Source organism: Nocardia sp. CS682, assembly GCF_004634405.1.
Lineage (GTDB): Bacteria > Actinomycetota > Actinomycetes > Mycobacteriales > Mycobacteriaceae > Nocardia > Nocardia ninae.
Window position 1 is genome coordinate 6762773 of record NZ_CP029710.1, and the last position, 16253, is coordinate 6779025.

The following is a 16253-nucleotide window of genomic DNA, read 5'->3' on the forward strand; positions in this document are numbered from 1 at the left end:
ATGTGCGAACCCAGCGTTAGACACCCGGTTCCGTCCGGGCGTTCTCGGGCTCGCGTTGAAATCTGTACGGGGAGGGGCGGTGTTAACCAGGGCACGGTCCGCTGAGCGGACTACTCGACCGCCCGGCCGTCGCCATTGCCCGCGGTCGCGCAGGACCGGCAGGTGCCGAATACCTCGATGGTGTGGCTGACCTCGGTGAAACCGTGTTCACGTGCGATGGCACCTGCCCACGCCTCTACGGTCGGACCCTCCACCTCCACGGTGCGCCCGCAGTGCCGGCACACCAGATGATGGTGGTGTCCGGTAGAACACTGCCGATAAACCGATTCGCCGGTGTCGGTGCGCAGTACGTCGACCATGCCCGCGTCGGCCAGCGACTGCAGCGTGCGATACACCGTGGTCAGGCCGATGCCCTCGCCGCGCTTGCGCAACTCGTCGTGCAGTTCCTGCGCGGAGCGGAACTCCTCGATATCACCGAGCAGCGCGGCGATCGCACTGCGCTGTCTGGTGCTGCGGATGCCGACCGGCTTCTGCGGAACGACAGTGTTCTCTGACACGAATTACCCTTCCTCGGCGTGCGCGACGGCGTCGACCACGATGTGCGCGAGGTGGTCGTCGACGAGTTCGTACAGCACCTCGCGACCGGACCGCTCGCCGTGCACGACGCCCGCGGACTTGAGGATGCGTAGATGCTGGCTCACCAGCGGTTGGGTCACCCCGAGCGCGTCGACCAATTCGTGGACACAGCGCGGTGACTCGCGCAGTTGCAGCACAATGGCTATGCGGACGGGTGCGGCCAGGGCTCGAAGTAACTCGCCTGCGTCCTCCAGGACGGTCCGCGCCGGGACCAGCGCGGGCGCGGGCGAGCGGTACGGGTTGTGTGGATGGGCGGCGGCGGTCTCGGCGGTCATGGCACCAACTCCTTATTGGAAAGCGATCCCATTTTGATATGCATAGTTGCGCATGTCAAACGGACGCGCCGGGGCTGGTGTTTTCGCTGCTGCGCCGGAGCGTTGGCCGTGCGGTGGAAAGTCGGTTGGGCAGGGCCGATAGTCTGTCTTCGTATCGTTGCGTACACGCAAAACAAGAGCCTGAACGCACAATCCGACTCGTAGTGGATGGAGAATTCTCGCGTGGCACCCAAGTCGAAGGTGGACACCGTTGCCAACCTCGCCAAGCGCCGGGGTCTGGTGTACCCGAGCGGTGAGATCTACGGAGGCACCAAGTCGGCATGGGACTACGGTCCGCTGGGTGTCGAGCTCAAGGAGAACATCAAGCGGCAGTGGTGGCGGTCCATGGTCACCAGCCGCGAGGACATCGTCGGCCTCGACTCGTCGGTGATCCTGCCGCGTCAGGTGTGGGTGGCCTCGGGCCACGTCGGTGTGTTCAACGATCCGCTGGTGGAGTGCCTGAACTGCCATCATCGTTTCCGGCAGGACCACCTGCAGGAGGCGTACGCGCTCAAGCACAAGATCGACGACCCGGACACCGTCTCGATGGAACTGGTCGCGTGCCAGAACTGCGGCACCGTCGGCAAGTGGACCGAGCCGCGCGACTTCAACATGATGCTCAAGACCTACCTCGGCCCGATCGAGTCCGAGGACGGCATGCACTACCTGCGGCCCGAGACCGCGCAGGGCATCTTCGTCAACTTCGCCAACGTGATGACCACCGCGCGCAAGAAGCCGCCGTTCGGTATCGCCCAGATCGGCAAGAGCTTCCGCAACGAGATCACCCCCGGCAACTTCATCTTCCGCACCCGCGAGTTCGAGCAGATGGAGATGGAGTTCTTCGTCAAGCCGGGCGAGGACGCGGAGTGGCACAAGTACTGGATCGAGACCCGTTTCTCCTGGTACACCGATCTGGGCATCAACCCGGACAACCTGCGGCTCTATGAGCACCCGAAGGAAAAGCTGTCGCACTACTCGGCAGGCACCACCGACATCGAGTACCGCTTCGGCTTCCAGGGCAACGAGTGGGGTGAGCTCGAGGGCGTCGCGAACCGCACCGACTTCGACCTGAAGACGCACTCCGAGCACTCGGGCACCGAGCTCAGCTTCTTCGACCAGACCACCAACGAGCGCTACATCCCCTACGTCATCGAGCCCGCGGCCGGCCTGACCCGTTCGCTGATGGCGTTCCTGGTCGACGCCTACGCCGAGGACGAGGCGCCGAATGCCAAGGGCGGCGTGGACACTCGCACGGTGCTGCGGCTGGACCGCAGGCTGGCCCCGGTCAAGGCGGCCGTGCTGCCGTTGTCGCGCAACGCGGATCTGACGCCGAAGGCGAAAGACCTTGCGGCGCAACTGCGCCGGAACTGGAACGTCGAGTTCGACGACGCGGGCGCGATCGGCCGCCGCTACCGGCGCCAGGACGAGATCGGCACCCCGTTCTGCATCACCGTCGACTTCGACACGCTCGAGGATCAGGCGGTGACCATCCGCGAGCGGGATTCGATGGCGCAGGAGCGGATCGCGCTGGACAAGGTCGAGGGCTACCTGGCCCAGCATCTGCTGGGGTCCTGAGGCTTTCGCGAGACTCGAACGGACGACCCGCACCGAGTGATCGGTGCGGGTCGTTTGTCGTTGCGCCCTTCGCCGCCTAGCTGTCTCAGCGCCTCGGCGGGACAGGTGGCAGCGGCGGCATGGGCGGCATCGGTGGCTGCTGCGGTCCGGAACCATTGCCGCGCACGATGATTCCGATCGCCGTCGGGATGAGCAGTGCGCAACCCCACGGCACCGCCACCCAGAACGGCCAGAAGTCGCCCATGCCGGTGGCCGCCCAGATCAGCAGGCACAGCATGTTCACGAACACCCAGGGGGTCCACATGATGACGACCCACTGCGGCACCGGCTTGGCCTGCGCCGCGCGCGAACCGCGGTGCGCGGGCAGATCGGGCAGATCGGACAGCAGCGGGGTCAGCTCGCCATAGGTCTTGGCGGCGTACACCTGTTGCAGCCGGTCGTCGTACTCGTGCAGGGTCAACCTGCCCTCGTCCATCGCAAAACGCAGTCGTTCAACGATTTTCTCGCGGTCGGCATCAGACGCCCGCACATTCTCCGCACCCACACTGGTCAGAGTAAGCGGTGGTGCGTGATCGCGCCGCTATTGTTCAGTGGCAGTGCGCGGCATCGGTGCCGTAGCCGTCGTGATGCAGCGCCGCGCCGACGTGCCGTTGCCTGCCGAGCGGGGTGAAGTCCAGGCCGGCAGGCTCGTGCGGGCTGCCAGCCACTCGTCGCGGGTTGTCACGGCGGGACGGTACACAGGGTTCTCCCTCGCAGAACAGCGGTCCACGAGGGTAGACCGGCTGCCGGAGCGCAACGAATCGGCCGACACGGTGCGAGTGCGTTCAGTGGGCTTGACGACATGGATGCGCGCAGAGTCCCGGTGCGGAACGATCGATTTCAGGCGCAGGCCGAGGGGAATGAACCGGTCCTGGCGCGCGGTTGACGCTCGAAATGCCGTAAGTCACCGAAACGAGGAGCCGAGCATGGCAAGAGCGGTGCAGTTCGATCGTTATGGCGGAATCGAAGAGTTGAAGGTGGTCGAGGTGCCGACGCCGACCGCCGGGCCCGGGCAGGTGGTGGTCGAGGTGGTCGCGGCGGGCATCAATCCGGGTGAGGCGTACCTCCGCAGCGGGGTGTTCCGCGAGCAATGGCCCGCGACGTTCCCGTCGGGCGAGGGGAGCGACTTCGCCGGGCGGATCGTCGAGGTCGGGGATGGCATCGGTGGGGTCGAGGTCGGCGACGAGGTGCTCGGGTTCACTGAAGATCGAGCCAGTCACGCGACGCATGTGGTGGTGCCCGTAGACCAGGTGACGCCCAAGCCCGCCGGACTGGACTGGGATGTCGCGGGTGCCCTATACGTCGCGGGGACAACGGCTTTCGCGACGCTGCGGGCGGTGGAGGCCAACGCGGGCGACACGGTCGCGGTGTCCGGCGCCGCGGGCGGCGTCGGCTCGATCGCGGTGCAGCTGCTGCGTGCGCGCGGGGCCGAGGTGATCGGTATCGCGAGCGCGGCCAACCACGACTGGCTGCGGAAGGTCGGCGTGACACCGGTCGCGTACGGCGACGGACTGATCGAGCGCCTCCGGGCCGCCGCGCCGAAGGGTGTGGACGCGTTCATCGATACGTTCGGCGCCGACTACGTGGACATCGCCGTCGAACTCGGCGTGCCGATCGAGCGGATCGACACCATCATCAACTTTGCCGCCGTCGAGAAGTACGGCGTGAAAGGCGACGGCAACGCCGCCGCGGGGACCGTCGATGTGCTCACCGAATTGGCGGACCTCGCCGCGGCGGGCACCCTGGAAGTGCCGATCGCCGGGGCGTATCCGCTCGACAAGGTGCAGGAGGCTTACCGGGAGCTGGAGCAGCGGCACACGCGCGGCAAGATTGTTCTGCGTCCCTGAACCTCGGTTTGCCGCACTGAAGGTGTGCGACGAACCAACGGTGTGGCATAGGCGGTCAGCCGCGCGGCTGATCTCGCACAGGCTCAGGCGGGAACGTCCCAGAAAGCGAGTTCGTGGCGCATGCCCTCCAAGAACAGCTGCTCGGCCCTGGCGGGGTCAGCGCCCGCTTCGTCGATCATCTGAGCGCAGCGGCGGGTGAGGGCGGCGAAGCCGGGGTCGGCGTAGGTGTCGACCCAGCGGCGGTAGCGCGGTTCGGCGGGTGGGTTCTCGGCGAGGCGGGCACCCAGGGTGGAGTAGCCCCACATGCACGGGTACAGGGCGGCGAGACCCTCGGCGTAGTCGGCGGCCGAGTCGAGCAGGAATGTCGTATAGGCCTGGCAGGCAGCGCCTTTGGCGGCACCGCCCAGGTCGGCGCCGAACTCCGCGGCCAGCGAGCGGTGTAGTGCGAGTTCGTCGTGGTAGGTGGCGTGCGCCAGATCCACCAGATCGCCGAGATGGGCCGCGGGAGCCTGCCAGGCCAGGCGGCTGAAGACGCGAACATAGTCGAGCAGGAAGAGGTAGTCCTGCTCCAGCCAGGAGCGGAAGATCGGCTCGGGCAGGTTGCCCTCGGCGATGCCCGCCACCGTGGGGTGGTCGAGCTGATGCTCGACCAGGGGGCGGCCGAGTTCTTCCAGATGCGCGGCGAGACTCATGCCTGCCAGTCTGGCGCATCCCGCGGTTTGCGCGTCCGCCGGTGTTGCCGCACGCTTGCGAGGTGTTGCGGGATGAGGATGCGGTGGTGCGCGTGTTGGCACCGTCGGAACAGCGGTTTGTTCGGCACGGCACCTACACGGGCCGGTCGGTGTCGGTGACGGGGAAGCTCGATGCGGCGGCGTTGACAGAGGCTTTCGCCGCATTACAGCTGGCGTATCCGGTGGTGCTCTGCCGGATCGTGGAGGACGAGGCAGGGGCGGGTTATCTACTGCGCCCGGGGGATTCGCACGTCGAGGCGTCGGTGGTCGAGGGTGATGTGCAGGCCGTGGGTTTGCCCGCTACTGCCGCGGACCCGGCGACGCAGCTGGCCTATCTGGATGCGGTGGTGTCCGGTGACGATCGGTGGCGGGTGACGCTGTATGCGCACCACAGCATCGCGGACGCTGGGCATTGCGTCGAACTGTTGTCGCGGTTCTGGGGCTTCTACACCGACATCGTCGAATCCACGCCGATAAGTGTGGTGCCACAGGACTATCCGCAATCGTTGGAATGGCATGTGGCGCAACGTGGCATCGCTGCCGGAGAGGTGACCGGCTTCGAGGATGTGACGCGGCCGCTACCGCCGCAAACTCAGGCTGTCCCGGCTGACGAACGGGCACCTGCTTCGCTTGCCAGGCCGTCGCGTGCTCTGCTGGATGAGGCGATGACGGCGCGGATCGTCGGGCTCGGCCATCAACGGGGCGTCAGCGTCAACGGGTTGATCACCGCCGCGTTGCTGCGCGCGTATGCGTCCGAAAGCGCCGACGCCGCAAGTGGTTCGGTGTCATTGGGGTGTTTGTATCCGGTGGACATGCGCCCGCGACTCGATCCGCGGGTGGCGCCTGCCGAGGGCACCAACATGGCCGGGCTCGCGTCCTTCGCCGCCGATATCGACCTCTCGGGCAGCGTTCTCGAACTGGCCCAGCGGGTTTCGACACGGCTCCGCGACGACCTGGCCGAAGGCGTCGTGCAACAGTCGGTGCTGCACTTTCCCGACTTCTTCGGCCCCAGCCGAATTCACTCCCTCGCCGGTCATGTCGCGATCACCAACACCGGTGCCGTACCGCGTTTCCGAACACCCGCGGGTCTCATATTCACCGACTACGAAATCGTCTACCTCTCCGCACACCCTCGTCCCTCGACCGGCGCATCCGCCGCGGTCACCTTCCTCGTCTACACCTTCCACGGACGCCTGGCCGTCGGCCTGCTCGGTGGCGGCATCGACGCCGACCGGCTGCTCGCGGCGGTACGCAAAGAACTGACCGCGTTGGCGGCCGAGACGATCGTGGAGTGAGTCGGTACTCGTAGCTGGTGGGCAGGGCGTGCCGCCGCTTACACCGTCGAAGAAGCCGTTGTCTGGATCGAGTCTGAGCAATCACATCGGCACAAGGGTTCGGGTTGGTCGACTACAGCCGCAAGCGAATCCAGCTGGTTGGCGGCCGTGTGTCGCGCGTCCACCTGGCCGGGCTGTGGGCAAACCGGCTGGCCGATGGCGTTGGTCGGGCAGAATGCTGGGTGACAGCGGACGATGAGGCGGAAGCGGGTGTGCCGGCGGTGGTGACAAACGGAGACCGGAAACGCGGCGGACGGGTGGCGGCGGCCGCGGTGGGAGTGGCGGCGCTGGGGGTCGGTGAGGCGATCGCGGCGACCAGGGGCGGCTCGCTGATCGACACGCTGGGGCGGGCGGCCATCGATGTCGCTCCGGTACCGGTCGTCGAGACCACGGTGGCGATGTCCGGTAGGCACGACAAGATCATCACCCGGTCCGGTATCGGTGCGGGGGTGATCGCGGCCGTCGTCGGGCTCGGTGCCTTGCCCGAACGGTTGCGGACACCCGCGGCCACTGCGCTCGGCGTGGGTGCGGGCGCGTTGGCCATGCGGTTGCCGACGCGTTCGACGTCCGCCGTTGCCGGTGCGGTGGCGGCTACCGGAGTGCTCGCCGCCGGTCTGCGCAGGCGACCGCGCGGCGTGCTCGGCACGCTGGCCTGGGCGGCGACCGGCGCCGGAATGTTCGCGGCCGCGCACACCTTGCAGCACGATCTGGACCGTAAGCACGACAACGAGATTCGCCGTATCGGCCCGATGGGCGCGCTGGGAGTGGTGCCGCAGGACGGTCTGGAAGACGAGCCCGGATTGTCGCCACTGGTCACCGCCGCGCGCCGAATGTATGTCGCCGACGTGAATCTGCGTGCGCCGCGCATCGATCCGAGCCACTGGCGGTTGTCGGTCAAAGGCAAAGTGGCGCACCCGCTGCGGTTGTCGTTGCCCGAATTGGCCGAGGACGCGGTCGAATTCGACGCCGTCATGGTGTGCGTGCACAACCATGCCGGGGAGGGCCGCGCGGCCAACGGGCGCTGGTACGGGGTGCCGCTGTCCGATCTGCTGAAGCATGCCATCCCGGAGTCCGATGCGACCCGGCTGGTCACCAGAGCAGTGGACGGTTACTCGATCTCGCTGCCGATCGAGCCGCTGCGTTCCGGGGAATGGCCCGGTTATGTGGTGATCGGCATGAACGGTGAACCACTCACCCCGGCACACGGTTTCCCGGCACGCGTCTTCGTCCCCGGCCTCTACGGCCAGTACACCGGCGCGAAATGGCTTGGCGAACTGGAACTTACCGACGACAACCACGTCGACTACTGGTGGCGGCGCGGCTGGCCGTCCGGCCCGTTGTGGGTCACGCCGCAGGCCCGCATCGACGTGGCCGCACCGGGCCGGTCCGCCGCGGGTACCACCACTGTGGCCGGGGTCGCCTGGGCGCCGCCGCACGGTGTCGCCGGGGTGGAGGTGCGGGTCGGCGAAGGTGATTGGCGCCCAGCCGATCTCGGCACCGAGCTCGCTCCGGCCGCCTGGCGGCGCTGGCGCACCACGGTGGAACTACCGCCGGGTGAGCACCGCGTGCAGGCCAGGACGATCAGCCGTTCCGGCGAGGTCCAGGAGGGGCGTCATCGCCCGCCGTTCCCCACCGGTCCGTCGGGGTTCCATACGGTCACTGTTCGAGTCTGAGCAACAACCGAGGTAATACGTGTTGTCTACTTCGCGACGATGGGTTCCTGTAGTTCGGTGACCCAGCCGCTCGGGTCTTCGGTGTAGACCAGCGTCACCTCGCGGCTGGGCCCGCTGAGTCGATAGCCGTTGTCCTCGACCCAGCGCCCCAGCGTCTGCCACGGTTCCAGCACCTCGGTCATGTTGCCGCGATGGACGACCGTGGCGGCCTGCGGGACGGCGGGCAGATCGACGACGGTGAAATCGTGCGCTCCGTCGGGGTCGATGTCGACCGGCATCGCGGCGTGCGCGAGCACCTTGCCGTCGTCGCGGTGCTCGTAGTACGCGATCCCGCATCCGACGATCGGCACACCGGCTTTCTCCAGCCGCGCGCAGATGTCCTCGAACAGCGGCCCGATCACCGGCCCGATCGAGCTGGGCTCGAAATCGTCGGCGACAGCGGACAATTCGGCAACCCGAACCGCAGGCAGGGATTTGATCATCACATCATGAACAGGCATGACGCCCTCTTTCTCGATGACGCGGAGCCTCGTCTCGACCTGGAAGAGTCTGGCGCGATCGCCCGCGATGCGCTGCTCGAGCTCGGCGCGGCGCAGCGTGAGCATGCCGCGCAGTTCCGCGCCGCTCACCTGATCGTCCAGGATCTGGCCGACCTGTTCCAGCGTGAAGCCGAGATCCTTCAGCGCGACAAGGCGATTGAGCCGGGCCAGCTGTCCGCCGGAGTAGAAGCGGTAGCCGTTGTGCTCGTCGACCCGATCCGGGCGCAGCAGCCCGATCGCGTCGTAGTGGCGCAGCATGCGTACCGACACCTGTCCGTGCCTGGCGAAGTCTCCGATGGTGAACATAACGACTCCTGGTCTATGACCTCACACGGTGTCAGGGTCAAGCGGTCAGAACCGGCCGCCCTGGCTGATCCGCCGCGAGCCCGACGAGCCGCCGTAGGAGCCCGTGCTCCAGCCACTCGAACCGGATCGGCGGCCACCGCTCGCCGCGCCGCGCAGCAGTCCGTCGATGAGGATGCCGCCGAGCACCGCGCCGGCATGCGAGGAACCCGACATCGGCTGGCGCGTTTCCCAGGCTTGCACGCTGGCCTGGGCGGCCTGCAATGCGCGTCCGCCCAGGTCGGCGGCGGCCTGGGCGCTGGTCAGGGCCCGCGCGGGATCGGTCGTGCTGAGCTGGTGTGCCGCATCGAGATTGCGTTGCGCCTCGGACAGTCGGGTGCGGGCCTCGGCGTCGATGCCGCCGCGCCGGGTGGTGATGTAGTCCGAGGCGGCGCTCACCCTGGCGCCGGCCGCGGTGAGCGCCTGGTCGAGCCTGCGCCGGAGGTCCTCGGCGGCGAGTTTGCGGTCGGTGGCCGCCGCGATGGCGCGGTCCAGCTCGCCGTCGGCGGCGACCGCGTCGTGGAAGGCGTCGAGCGGGTTGGCGGTCGCGGTGGCCTCGGCCTCGTCCAACGTGGTCTGCGCACTGGCCGTCGCGGCGGCCAGGTCCGCCCCGCCGTAGCCGGAAAGCTCGGTGGCGGAGGCGATATCGCGGCGCAGCTCGTCCAGCACCGCGGGCAGTCCGTCGCGAGCCTGCTGGATGTTGGCGGCCGCGTTGTCGATGCCGTCGAGTAAGGTGCGGGCCTGACCGACCGCCGCCTCCGCCGAGCGGATCGCGGCGACCGCGCCACCCTGCTTGCCCACCGGCTGGGTGAGCGCCGCGCGGCCCGCGTCGATGTTCTGCTCTGCGAAGGTGATTCGTTCGCCCGCCATGATCGCGTTGTCGTGGATCGGGGCGAGGACGCTGGCCGGGTGCGCGGCGGTGAGCCGGGATAATTCCGCCTCGGCGGCGGGCACGCGGCTCTTCAGCTCGACCAGATCCCTTGTCAGCCCGTCCAATCGGTCGGCGGCATTGATCAGCAGGTTGCGCATGGCGTCGAACTCGGCGACCTGCGAGTCGAGTTCGCGATCGGCGCGCCCGACGGTGCCGATCAGGTCGACCAGGAGCGTGCGCTGTTCATCCGGGGTCTCCGGGATGTCGTCGTCCAACCGCTGCCGGATCGAGAAGGCTTTGGCGGCTGCGGCTTTCGCGTGATCGAGGGCGGTCTGGAAGGGGAGGGCGGCGGTGGCGCCGAACTCGCCGGTCGCCAGCTCCAGCTCCTCGGCGCTGGTGCGGATCGCGTTATCGATCTCGACGAGTGCCTCCCGCGAACGTGCGTGCAGTGCCTCCAGTGGGAGTGCGGCGAGTGCGGTGGTGTCATCGGGGTCCACCTGCCGCGCGGCCGCGAGTTCACCCTTCGCTCGGTCACGACGTCGCTTGCGGGAGAACAACACCAGCCCGCCCACCACGACCACCAGCAGCGCGGCGATGACGAGCAGGAAGCCGACGTGCACGCCGCCACCCTGTCTGGCTGTCTTCAGTCCGTCCGCCGTCTCGACGCCCGCATCGGCCCACCGGCCGTCGCGCAGCGCGGGCTCCACCTGGCGCGTCAGCATGCTGTTCAACTCGGAATCACTGACGCCACTGGGCAATTCCCCGTAGAACCAGTACGCGCGATCCTTGGTGGCGACCGCGAGCAGCAGATCGCGGTTGCCGAACCCGGACTCCGCGGCCGTGCGCTGCGCCCACGCCTCCGGCCCGAGTCCGCCGAAATCGCGCACGTAAACCACCCACAGCCGGATTTGCTGATCGGCATACAGCTCGTTGACCGCCGACTGCACCCGATCGAGCTGCCCGCCGTTCAGCGCCTGCGCCGAGTCGACGACGTAGGTGTCCATGCGCAGCGGTGCCTCGGCCGACCCCGTCGGTGCACCCAGCAGCACGGTCCCGGCGAGTAGCACGCCGAGCACCATCCGGGAGGTCCAGCGGGCAACACGATTCGGAAGCGGCATGGCACGAATCTATCGCGTGGCCTGGTCGTTGGGCCGCTGGTAAACGCTACAACCGGAAGTTCCGGCTGGGCTCATGATCAACATGGTGGCGAGCTCTGCTCGCGAAATGCCACAGCCGTGTGCCGTTGGTCATGAAGACTCGGAGCTCGCGGAGGGCGGGGGCGGTCGATAGCATCGACGATGTGATCACCATCGATCGCCCGTATACCGGCCATGTGTCGCCGGGTGCCGATCCGCAGCAGCGGGACGTGCCGGGTGCCCGCATCGTCAAGATGTCCGTCGGCGGCATGGACAACAACTGTTATGTGGTGCAGTGCACGGCCTCCGGTGCCGCGCTGCTCATCGATGCCGCGAACGATCCCGAGCGGGTCGAGGAGCTCATCGACCACGTCGCGCCCGGCCAGATCGCCCTGATCGTGACGACGCATCAGCATCCGGACCACTGGCAGGCGCTGCAGCAGACGACGGCCGCGACCGGCGCCCCCACCGCCGCCCATCGACTCGACGCCGGCCCGCTCCCGGTCCGCCCCGACCGGCTACTGGCCGACGGCGATCACCTCGCCGTCGGCGATCTCACCTTCGAGGTCATCCACCTGCGCGGGCACACACCGGGCTCGGTGACCCTCGCCCTCACCGACGGCGCCGGCCAGGTCCACCTGTTCACCGGCGATTCGCTGTTCCCCGGCGGACTCGGCCGTACCAGCGGTCCGGCCGACTTCGACAGCCTCTACCACGACGTCACCACCAAACTCTTCGCCCGCTACCCCGACGACACCGTCGTCTATCCAGGCCACGGCGACGACACCACCCTCGGCACCGAGCGCCCGCACCTGTCCGAGTGGCGGGAACGCGGCTGGTAGATCCGGCGAAAAACGCGGGCGAAGCACACGGACTGGCAGACTTGGGGAGTGGATTCGCCAACGATGCGCGCTCGAGCCGATTCGGTGCCCGACCCCGTGCTGCCGCGAAGCAAAGGCGCGGGGGTGTTGCGGTGGGTTCGGCGGCTGATCGTCGGGTCGGTGTTGATGGGGCTGGTGCTGGTCGGCGGGACGGCGTTCCGGGTGTGGCAGGTGGCCCGCATCGATGACTACGCGACGGCCGACGCCATCGTGGTGCTCGGCGCCGCGCAATACTCCGGCACTCCCTCCTCGGTGTTCGAGGCGCGACTCGATCAGGCTTATCGGCTGTTCCGGCTCGGCGTGGCGCCGCGGGTGATCACCGTGGGCGGTAAGCAGGAGGGCGATCTGTACACCGAGGCGGCGTCTGGCAAGAACTATCTGCAATCGCGGGGCGTGCCGAGCGACAAGATCTTGGCGGTCGAGACCGGGTCGGACACCTTGCGCAGCGTCGAGGCGGTCGCGACGGCCATGCAGGCCCGCGACATGGATTCCGCGGTGCTGGTGAGCGATCCGTGGCACTCGCTGCGCACCCGCACCATGGCCCGCGACGAGGGCTTGGATGCGTGGACCGCGCCGACCAGGACCGGGCCCGCGGTGTACACCCGTGAGTCGCAGGCGCACGGAATCGCCAGGGAGACAGGCGCTTTGCTCTGGTACCAGCTCACCCATTTCGCGGCGGACTTCCGATATACGGCAGGGCAGTAGTGGACGGTTACACCGAGCACGATTGCGAACGGCTGGTCGTCGAGCGCGCGAAAACCGCGGGACTCGGCCCGCCGCGCAGTGAATTCGAGACCGGTCATCGCACCGAGTTCGCGCGGGACCGGGCCAGAGTGCTGCACTCGGCGGCCTTGCGTCGCCTCGCCGACAAGACTCAGGTCATGGGTCCGCGTGACGGTGACACCCCGCGTACCCGGCTCACCCATTCGATCGAGGTGGCCCAGATCGGCCGCAGCATCGCCGACGGTCTCGGGTGTGATCCCGATCTGGTTGATCTGGCCGGGCTGGCTCACGACATCGGCCACCCGCCGTATGGGCACAACGGCGAAAAAGCCCTGGATGTCTTCGCCGACGCGCATGGTGGTTTCGAAGGCAACGCGCAGAACCTGCGCATTCTCACCCGTCTCGAGCCCAAGGTGCTCGACGCCGACGGGGCGAGCGCCGGCCTCAACCTAACTCGCGCCGCCCTTGATGCCGCGCTCAAATACCCATGGGGCAGAACAGGTCCCGGCACCAAATTCGGCGCCTACGACATCGACACCGACCGTCTGGACTGGATACGTAAAGGCGCGCCCGATCGCCGCCGCAGCCTGGAATGCCAGATCATGGACTGGTCCGACGACGTCGCGTATTCCGTGCACGACGTCGAGGACGGTGTGATCGCGGGCCGTATCGACCTGCGCGCGCTGGCCGACCCGATCGAGCAGGAGGCGCTGGCCAGCCTCGGCAGGCACAAGCACTACTCGCTGTCGGCGGACGAACTCGTCGCGGCGGCGCAGCGGCTTTCCGAGCTACCGGTCGTCGCTGCGGTTACCGACTACGACGGCACGCTCGCCAGTTCGGTTGCGCTCAAACGACTCACCAGCGAATTGGTCGGCCGGTTCGCCACCGCTGCCATCTCTGCCACTCGGGAGACCGCTGGTCGCGCCGCACTCTCGCGGTACGGTGCCGATCTCGAAGTTCCGCAGGTGGTTGCCGCCGAGGTGGCCGTGTTGAAAACCGTCGCGCTTCGCTATGTCATGTCCGATCCTGATCACAGACTTCGCCAGGAGGCGCAGCGCGAGCGCATCCACGCGGTCGCCGAGCGGTTGCTCGCCGAAGCGCCACGCAGTCTCGAACCGCTGTTGCTGCCGTGGTGGGAGGCTGCCGCTGATGACACCGCGCGGGTTCGGGTGATCGTGGACCAGATCGCGTCGTACACGGAGAGCAGGCTGGAGCGGGTGGCGGCGTCGCTGCGTCAGTGATCGGCGTCATCAGTTACGGAGAGCAGGCTGGAGCGGGTGGCGCTCACGATCCGGTGCTCGCGGCGCGCGTCCCCGTTAGCGATCGGTGCCATCGGTCAGTGTGATGAGGGTGATGCGCCTCGCAGGAGAGGGCGCGGTTCTTCGAGACGCGCCTGGTGTCCTCAGTCACTGCGTCGTGGCGAGCGCGCCGCCTGTCCTGCCTCGGTCGGTGTGACGAGCATGACCTGGCGCTCGGCCGGAGTGCAGGACTCGCGCCGCCGCGTCGGTCCAGTTCGGGTGCTACTGCCGCCTTCTGCCAGGTCGCGTCGTCGCAGCGCCGGTCGAGCCGGAGCCAAGGGTGAAGAAGGCACCCCTCGGCGGGTACGCTCACTGCCGTGGCCGGACGACTCCCAGATCGCGATATCGCGGCGATACGTGACCGCGTCCGCATCGAAGACATTGTGGGGGAATACGTCGCGCTGAAGCGCGCGGGCGCGGACTCCATGAAGGGGTTGTGCCCGTTCCACGACGAGAAGTCGCCGTCGTTTCATGTGCGCCCCAATCATGGCCTCTTCCACTGCTTCGGCTGCGGTGAGGGCGGTGACGTCTTCGCGTTCCTGCAGAAGATCGACCATGTCGGCTTCGTCGAAGCGGTCGAGCAGATGGCCGACCGGGTCGGCTACCAGATCAACTACGAGGGTGGCGGCACCTCGGTGCAGCGCGACCGGGGCACCCGTTCCCGGTTGGTCGCCGCCAACGCCGCCGCGCACGAGTTCTACATGGCCCAGCTGCGCGAGCCGGAAGCGGAGACGGCGCGCAAGTTCCTCACCGACCGCAATTTCGATGCCGCCGCGGCCCAGCAGTTCGGCTGTGGTTACGCGCCCGCGGGCTGGGACACGCTGACCAAACATCTGCTGCGCAAGGGTTTCGAGTTCAAGGAGCTGGAGGGCGCCGGCCTGTCGAGGCAGGGCCAGCGCGGCCCGATCGACCGGTTCCACCGTCGGCTGCTCTGGCCGATCCGCAACCTCGGCGGCGACGTCATCGGGTTCGGCGCGCGCAAGCTCTTCGACGACGACACCATGCCGGGCAAGTACATCAACACCCCGGAAACGATCCTGTACAAGAAGTCCCAGGTGCTGTTCGGCCTCGACCTCGCCAAGCGCGACATCGCCAAGGGCCACCAGGCCGTCGTGGTCGAGGGCTACACCGACGTGATGGCCATGCACCTGGCCGGGGTGAAAACCGCCGTCGCCTCCTGCGGTACCGCCTTCGGTGACGAGCACCTCGCGCTGCTGCGCAGGCTGCTGCTCGACGACAACTTCTGGCGCGGCGAGATCATCTACACCTTCGACGGCGACGCGGCGGGCCAGGCGGCGGCGCTGAAAGCCTTTGCGGGCGACCAGAAGCTGGCCGGGCAGACCTACATCGCGGTGGCGCCCGACGGCCAGGATCCGTGCGAGCTACGTCAGCAATCCGGTGACGGTGCCGTCCGCGATCTGGTGGCGCGGCGTACCCCGTTGTACGAGTTCGTGATTCGCGGGCTGCTCGCCGACCACAACCTGGACACCGCCGAGGGCCAGGTGGAGGCGTTGCGCCGGGCGATTCCGGTGGTCGCGCAGATCAAGGACAACGCGTTGCGCAAGGCGTACGCGACGAAGCTGGCCGGGTGGGTCGGCTGGGACGACATCCAGACCGTGGTCCGCCGGGTCGGCGACGAAGCCAAGCGCAATCGCACGGGCGGCGGCAGCACCGGTGGACGGCAGGCGCCGCCCGCACGGCAGCCTGAGGTGGTCGCCGAACACCCTGCGGCACGGCCCAATCCGAACGATCCGACACTGATGCCGCAACGGCAGGTACTCGCCGCGGCGCTGCAGTATCCGGCGATGGCCGGGTCGGTGTTCGACTCGCTGGAGGCCGACGCCTTCACTCATCCCGCCTATGCGGCGGTTCGGCTGCTGATCGCGGAGGTGGGTGGCACCTCGGCCGGGCTCGGTGGGGCGGAGTGGGTCAACGCGATCGCGGACCGCACCGACGATCTGACCATGCGAGCATTGCTGTCCGAACTGGCCAACGAGCCGCTGCCGGTGAAGAACGCGGCCGGCATCCCACGTTTCGTCGCCGGTGTGCTGGCGCGCACGCAGGAGGCCTGGGTAGGGCGGCAGATCGCCGAGCTGAAGTCGAAGTTGCAGCGGGTGTCCTCCACCGAGCAGCCGGACGCCTACATGGCGCTGTTCGGGGACCTGGTGGCGTTGGAGCAGTACCGCAAGAGTCTGCTGACGCAGGCGATGGGCAACCACGACGACTTCGCCACCGGGGCTTGAGAACTGCGCTGGCGCTTCGCCACATTCTTGCTACTCGATAGTGTCGTGCGCGAGCGTCGGCGACGAGCTCA

Annotated in this window: 14 protein-coding genes; 8 read left to right on the top strand and 6 right to left on the bottom strand. The window is 67.9% G+C overall.

Features of this window, described 5'->3' with window-relative positions:
* Positions 1-110: 110 nt before the first annotated feature.
* Together DMB37_RS30410 and DMB37_RS30415 are read right to left on the bottom strand one after the other, a co-directional pair.
* Entirely contained in the window at positions 111-557 is a 447-nt protein-coding gene (locus tag DMB37_RS30410; RefSeq protein WP_135235604.1) for a Fur family transcriptional regulator, read from the bottom strand.
* A 3-nt stretch (positions 558-560) separates the two neighbouring features.
* Positions 561-911, bottom strand: coding sequence for a helix-turn-helix transcriptional regulator (locus DMB37_RS30415; protein ID WP_107654920.1), 351 nt, complete (start codon positions 909-911; stop codon positions 561-563).
* Positions 912-1133: 222 nt separating this feature from the next.
* Here DMB37_RS30415 and DMB37_RS30420 point away from each other — a divergent pair, with 222 nt between their 5' ends.
* Positions 1134-2525 carry a glycine--tRNA ligase gene (locus DMB37_RS30420; protein WP_135235605.1) on the top strand — a complete coding sequence of 464 codons (1392 nt, stop codon included), beginning with the start codon at positions 1134-1136 and terminating at the stop codon, positions 2523-2525.
* Between the two features lie 85 nt (positions 2526-2610).
* On the opposite strand, the gene DMB37_RS30425 is transcribed toward DMB37_RS30420, so the two are convergent.
* Positions 2611-3069, bottom strand: a complete 459-nt coding sequence (locus tag DMB37_RS30425; protein ID WP_135235606.1) for a DUF1707 domain-containing protein — start codon at positions 3067-3069, stop codon at positions 2611-2613.
* Positions 3070-3490: 421 nt separating this feature from the next.
* Here DMB37_RS30425 and DMB37_RS30430 point away from each other — a divergent pair, with 421 nt between their 5' ends.
* Positions 3491-4411 carry an NADP-dependent oxidoreductase gene (locus DMB37_RS30430; RefSeq protein ID WP_135235607.1) on the top strand — a complete coding sequence of 307 codons (921 nt, stop codon included), beginning with the start codon at positions 3491-3493 and terminating at the stop codon, positions 4409-4411.
* An 83-nt stretch (positions 4412-4494) separates the two neighbouring features.
* Here DMB37_RS30430 and DMB37_RS30435 read toward each other — a convergent pair whose 3' ends face one another.
* Positions 4495-5103 (bottom strand): TenA family protein, encoded by a 609-nt coding sequence (locus tag DMB37_RS30435; protein WP_135235608.1) that lies wholly within the window; start codon positions 5101-5103, stop codon positions 4495-4497.
* 62 nt (positions 5104-5165) lie between these two features.
* Between DMB37_RS30435 and DMB37_RS30440 the strand changes: the two genes are divergently transcribed.
* Complete coding sequence (locus tag DMB37_RS30440; protein WP_240771726.1) at positions 5166-6437, top strand: acyltransferase; 1272 nt, start codon at positions 5166-5168, stop codon at positions 6435-6437.
* A gap of 221 nt (positions 6438-6658) precedes the next feature.
* On the top strand, positions 6659-8149 hold the full coding sequence (locus DMB37_RS30445) for a molybdopterin-dependent oxidoreductase (RefSeq protein ID WP_135235609.1): 1491 nt from the start codon (positions 6659-6661) through the stop codon (positions 8147-8149).
* Between the two features lie 26 nt (positions 8150-8175).
* Here the strand turns inward: DMB37_RS30445 and DMB37_RS30450 are convergent, their stop codons facing one another.
* Positions 8176-8994 (bottom strand): MerR family transcriptional regulator, encoded by an 819-nt coding sequence (locus tag DMB37_RS30450; protein ID WP_135235610.1) that lies wholly within the window; start codon positions 8992-8994, stop codon positions 8176-8178.
* A gap of 45 nt (positions 8995-9039) precedes the next feature.
* A complete protein-coding gene (locus DMB37_RS30455) occupies positions 9040-11019 on the bottom strand; it encodes a TPM domain-containing protein (RefSeq protein WP_135235611.1) in 1980 nt (659 codons plus the stop codon).
* Between the two features lie 131 nt (positions 11020-11150).
* Here DMB37_RS30455 and DMB37_RS30460 point away from each other — a divergent pair, with 131 nt between their 5' ends.
* The 4 genes from DMB37_RS30460 (at position 11151) to dnaG (ending at position 16182) form a co-directional block, all read left to right on the top strand.
* Positions 11151-11879, top strand: coding sequence for an MBL fold metallo-hydrolase (locus DMB37_RS30460; RefSeq protein WP_135235612.1), 729 nt, complete (start codon positions 11151-11153; stop codon positions 11877-11879).
* 63 nt (positions 11880-11942) lie between these two features.
* Positions 11943-12623 (top strand): YdcF family protein, encoded by a 681-nt coding sequence (locus tag DMB37_RS30465; RefSeq protein ID WP_135235613.1) that lies wholly within the window; start codon positions 11943-11945, stop codon positions 12621-12623.
* A complete protein-coding gene (locus DMB37_RS30470; RefSeq protein WP_135235614.1) occupies positions 12623-13882 on the top strand; it encodes a deoxyguanosinetriphosphate triphosphohydrolase in 1260 nt (419 codons plus the stop codon). Before DMB37_RS30465 ends, DMB37_RS30470 begins: the two co-directional genes overlap by 1 nt.
* Positions 13883-14256: 374 nt before the next feature.
* A complete protein-coding gene (gene dnaG / locus DMB37_RS30475; protein WP_135235615.1) occupies positions 14257-16182 on the top strand; it encodes a DNA primase in 1926 nt (641 codons plus the stop codon).
* The last annotated feature ends 71 nt before the right edge of the window (positions 16183-16253 follow it).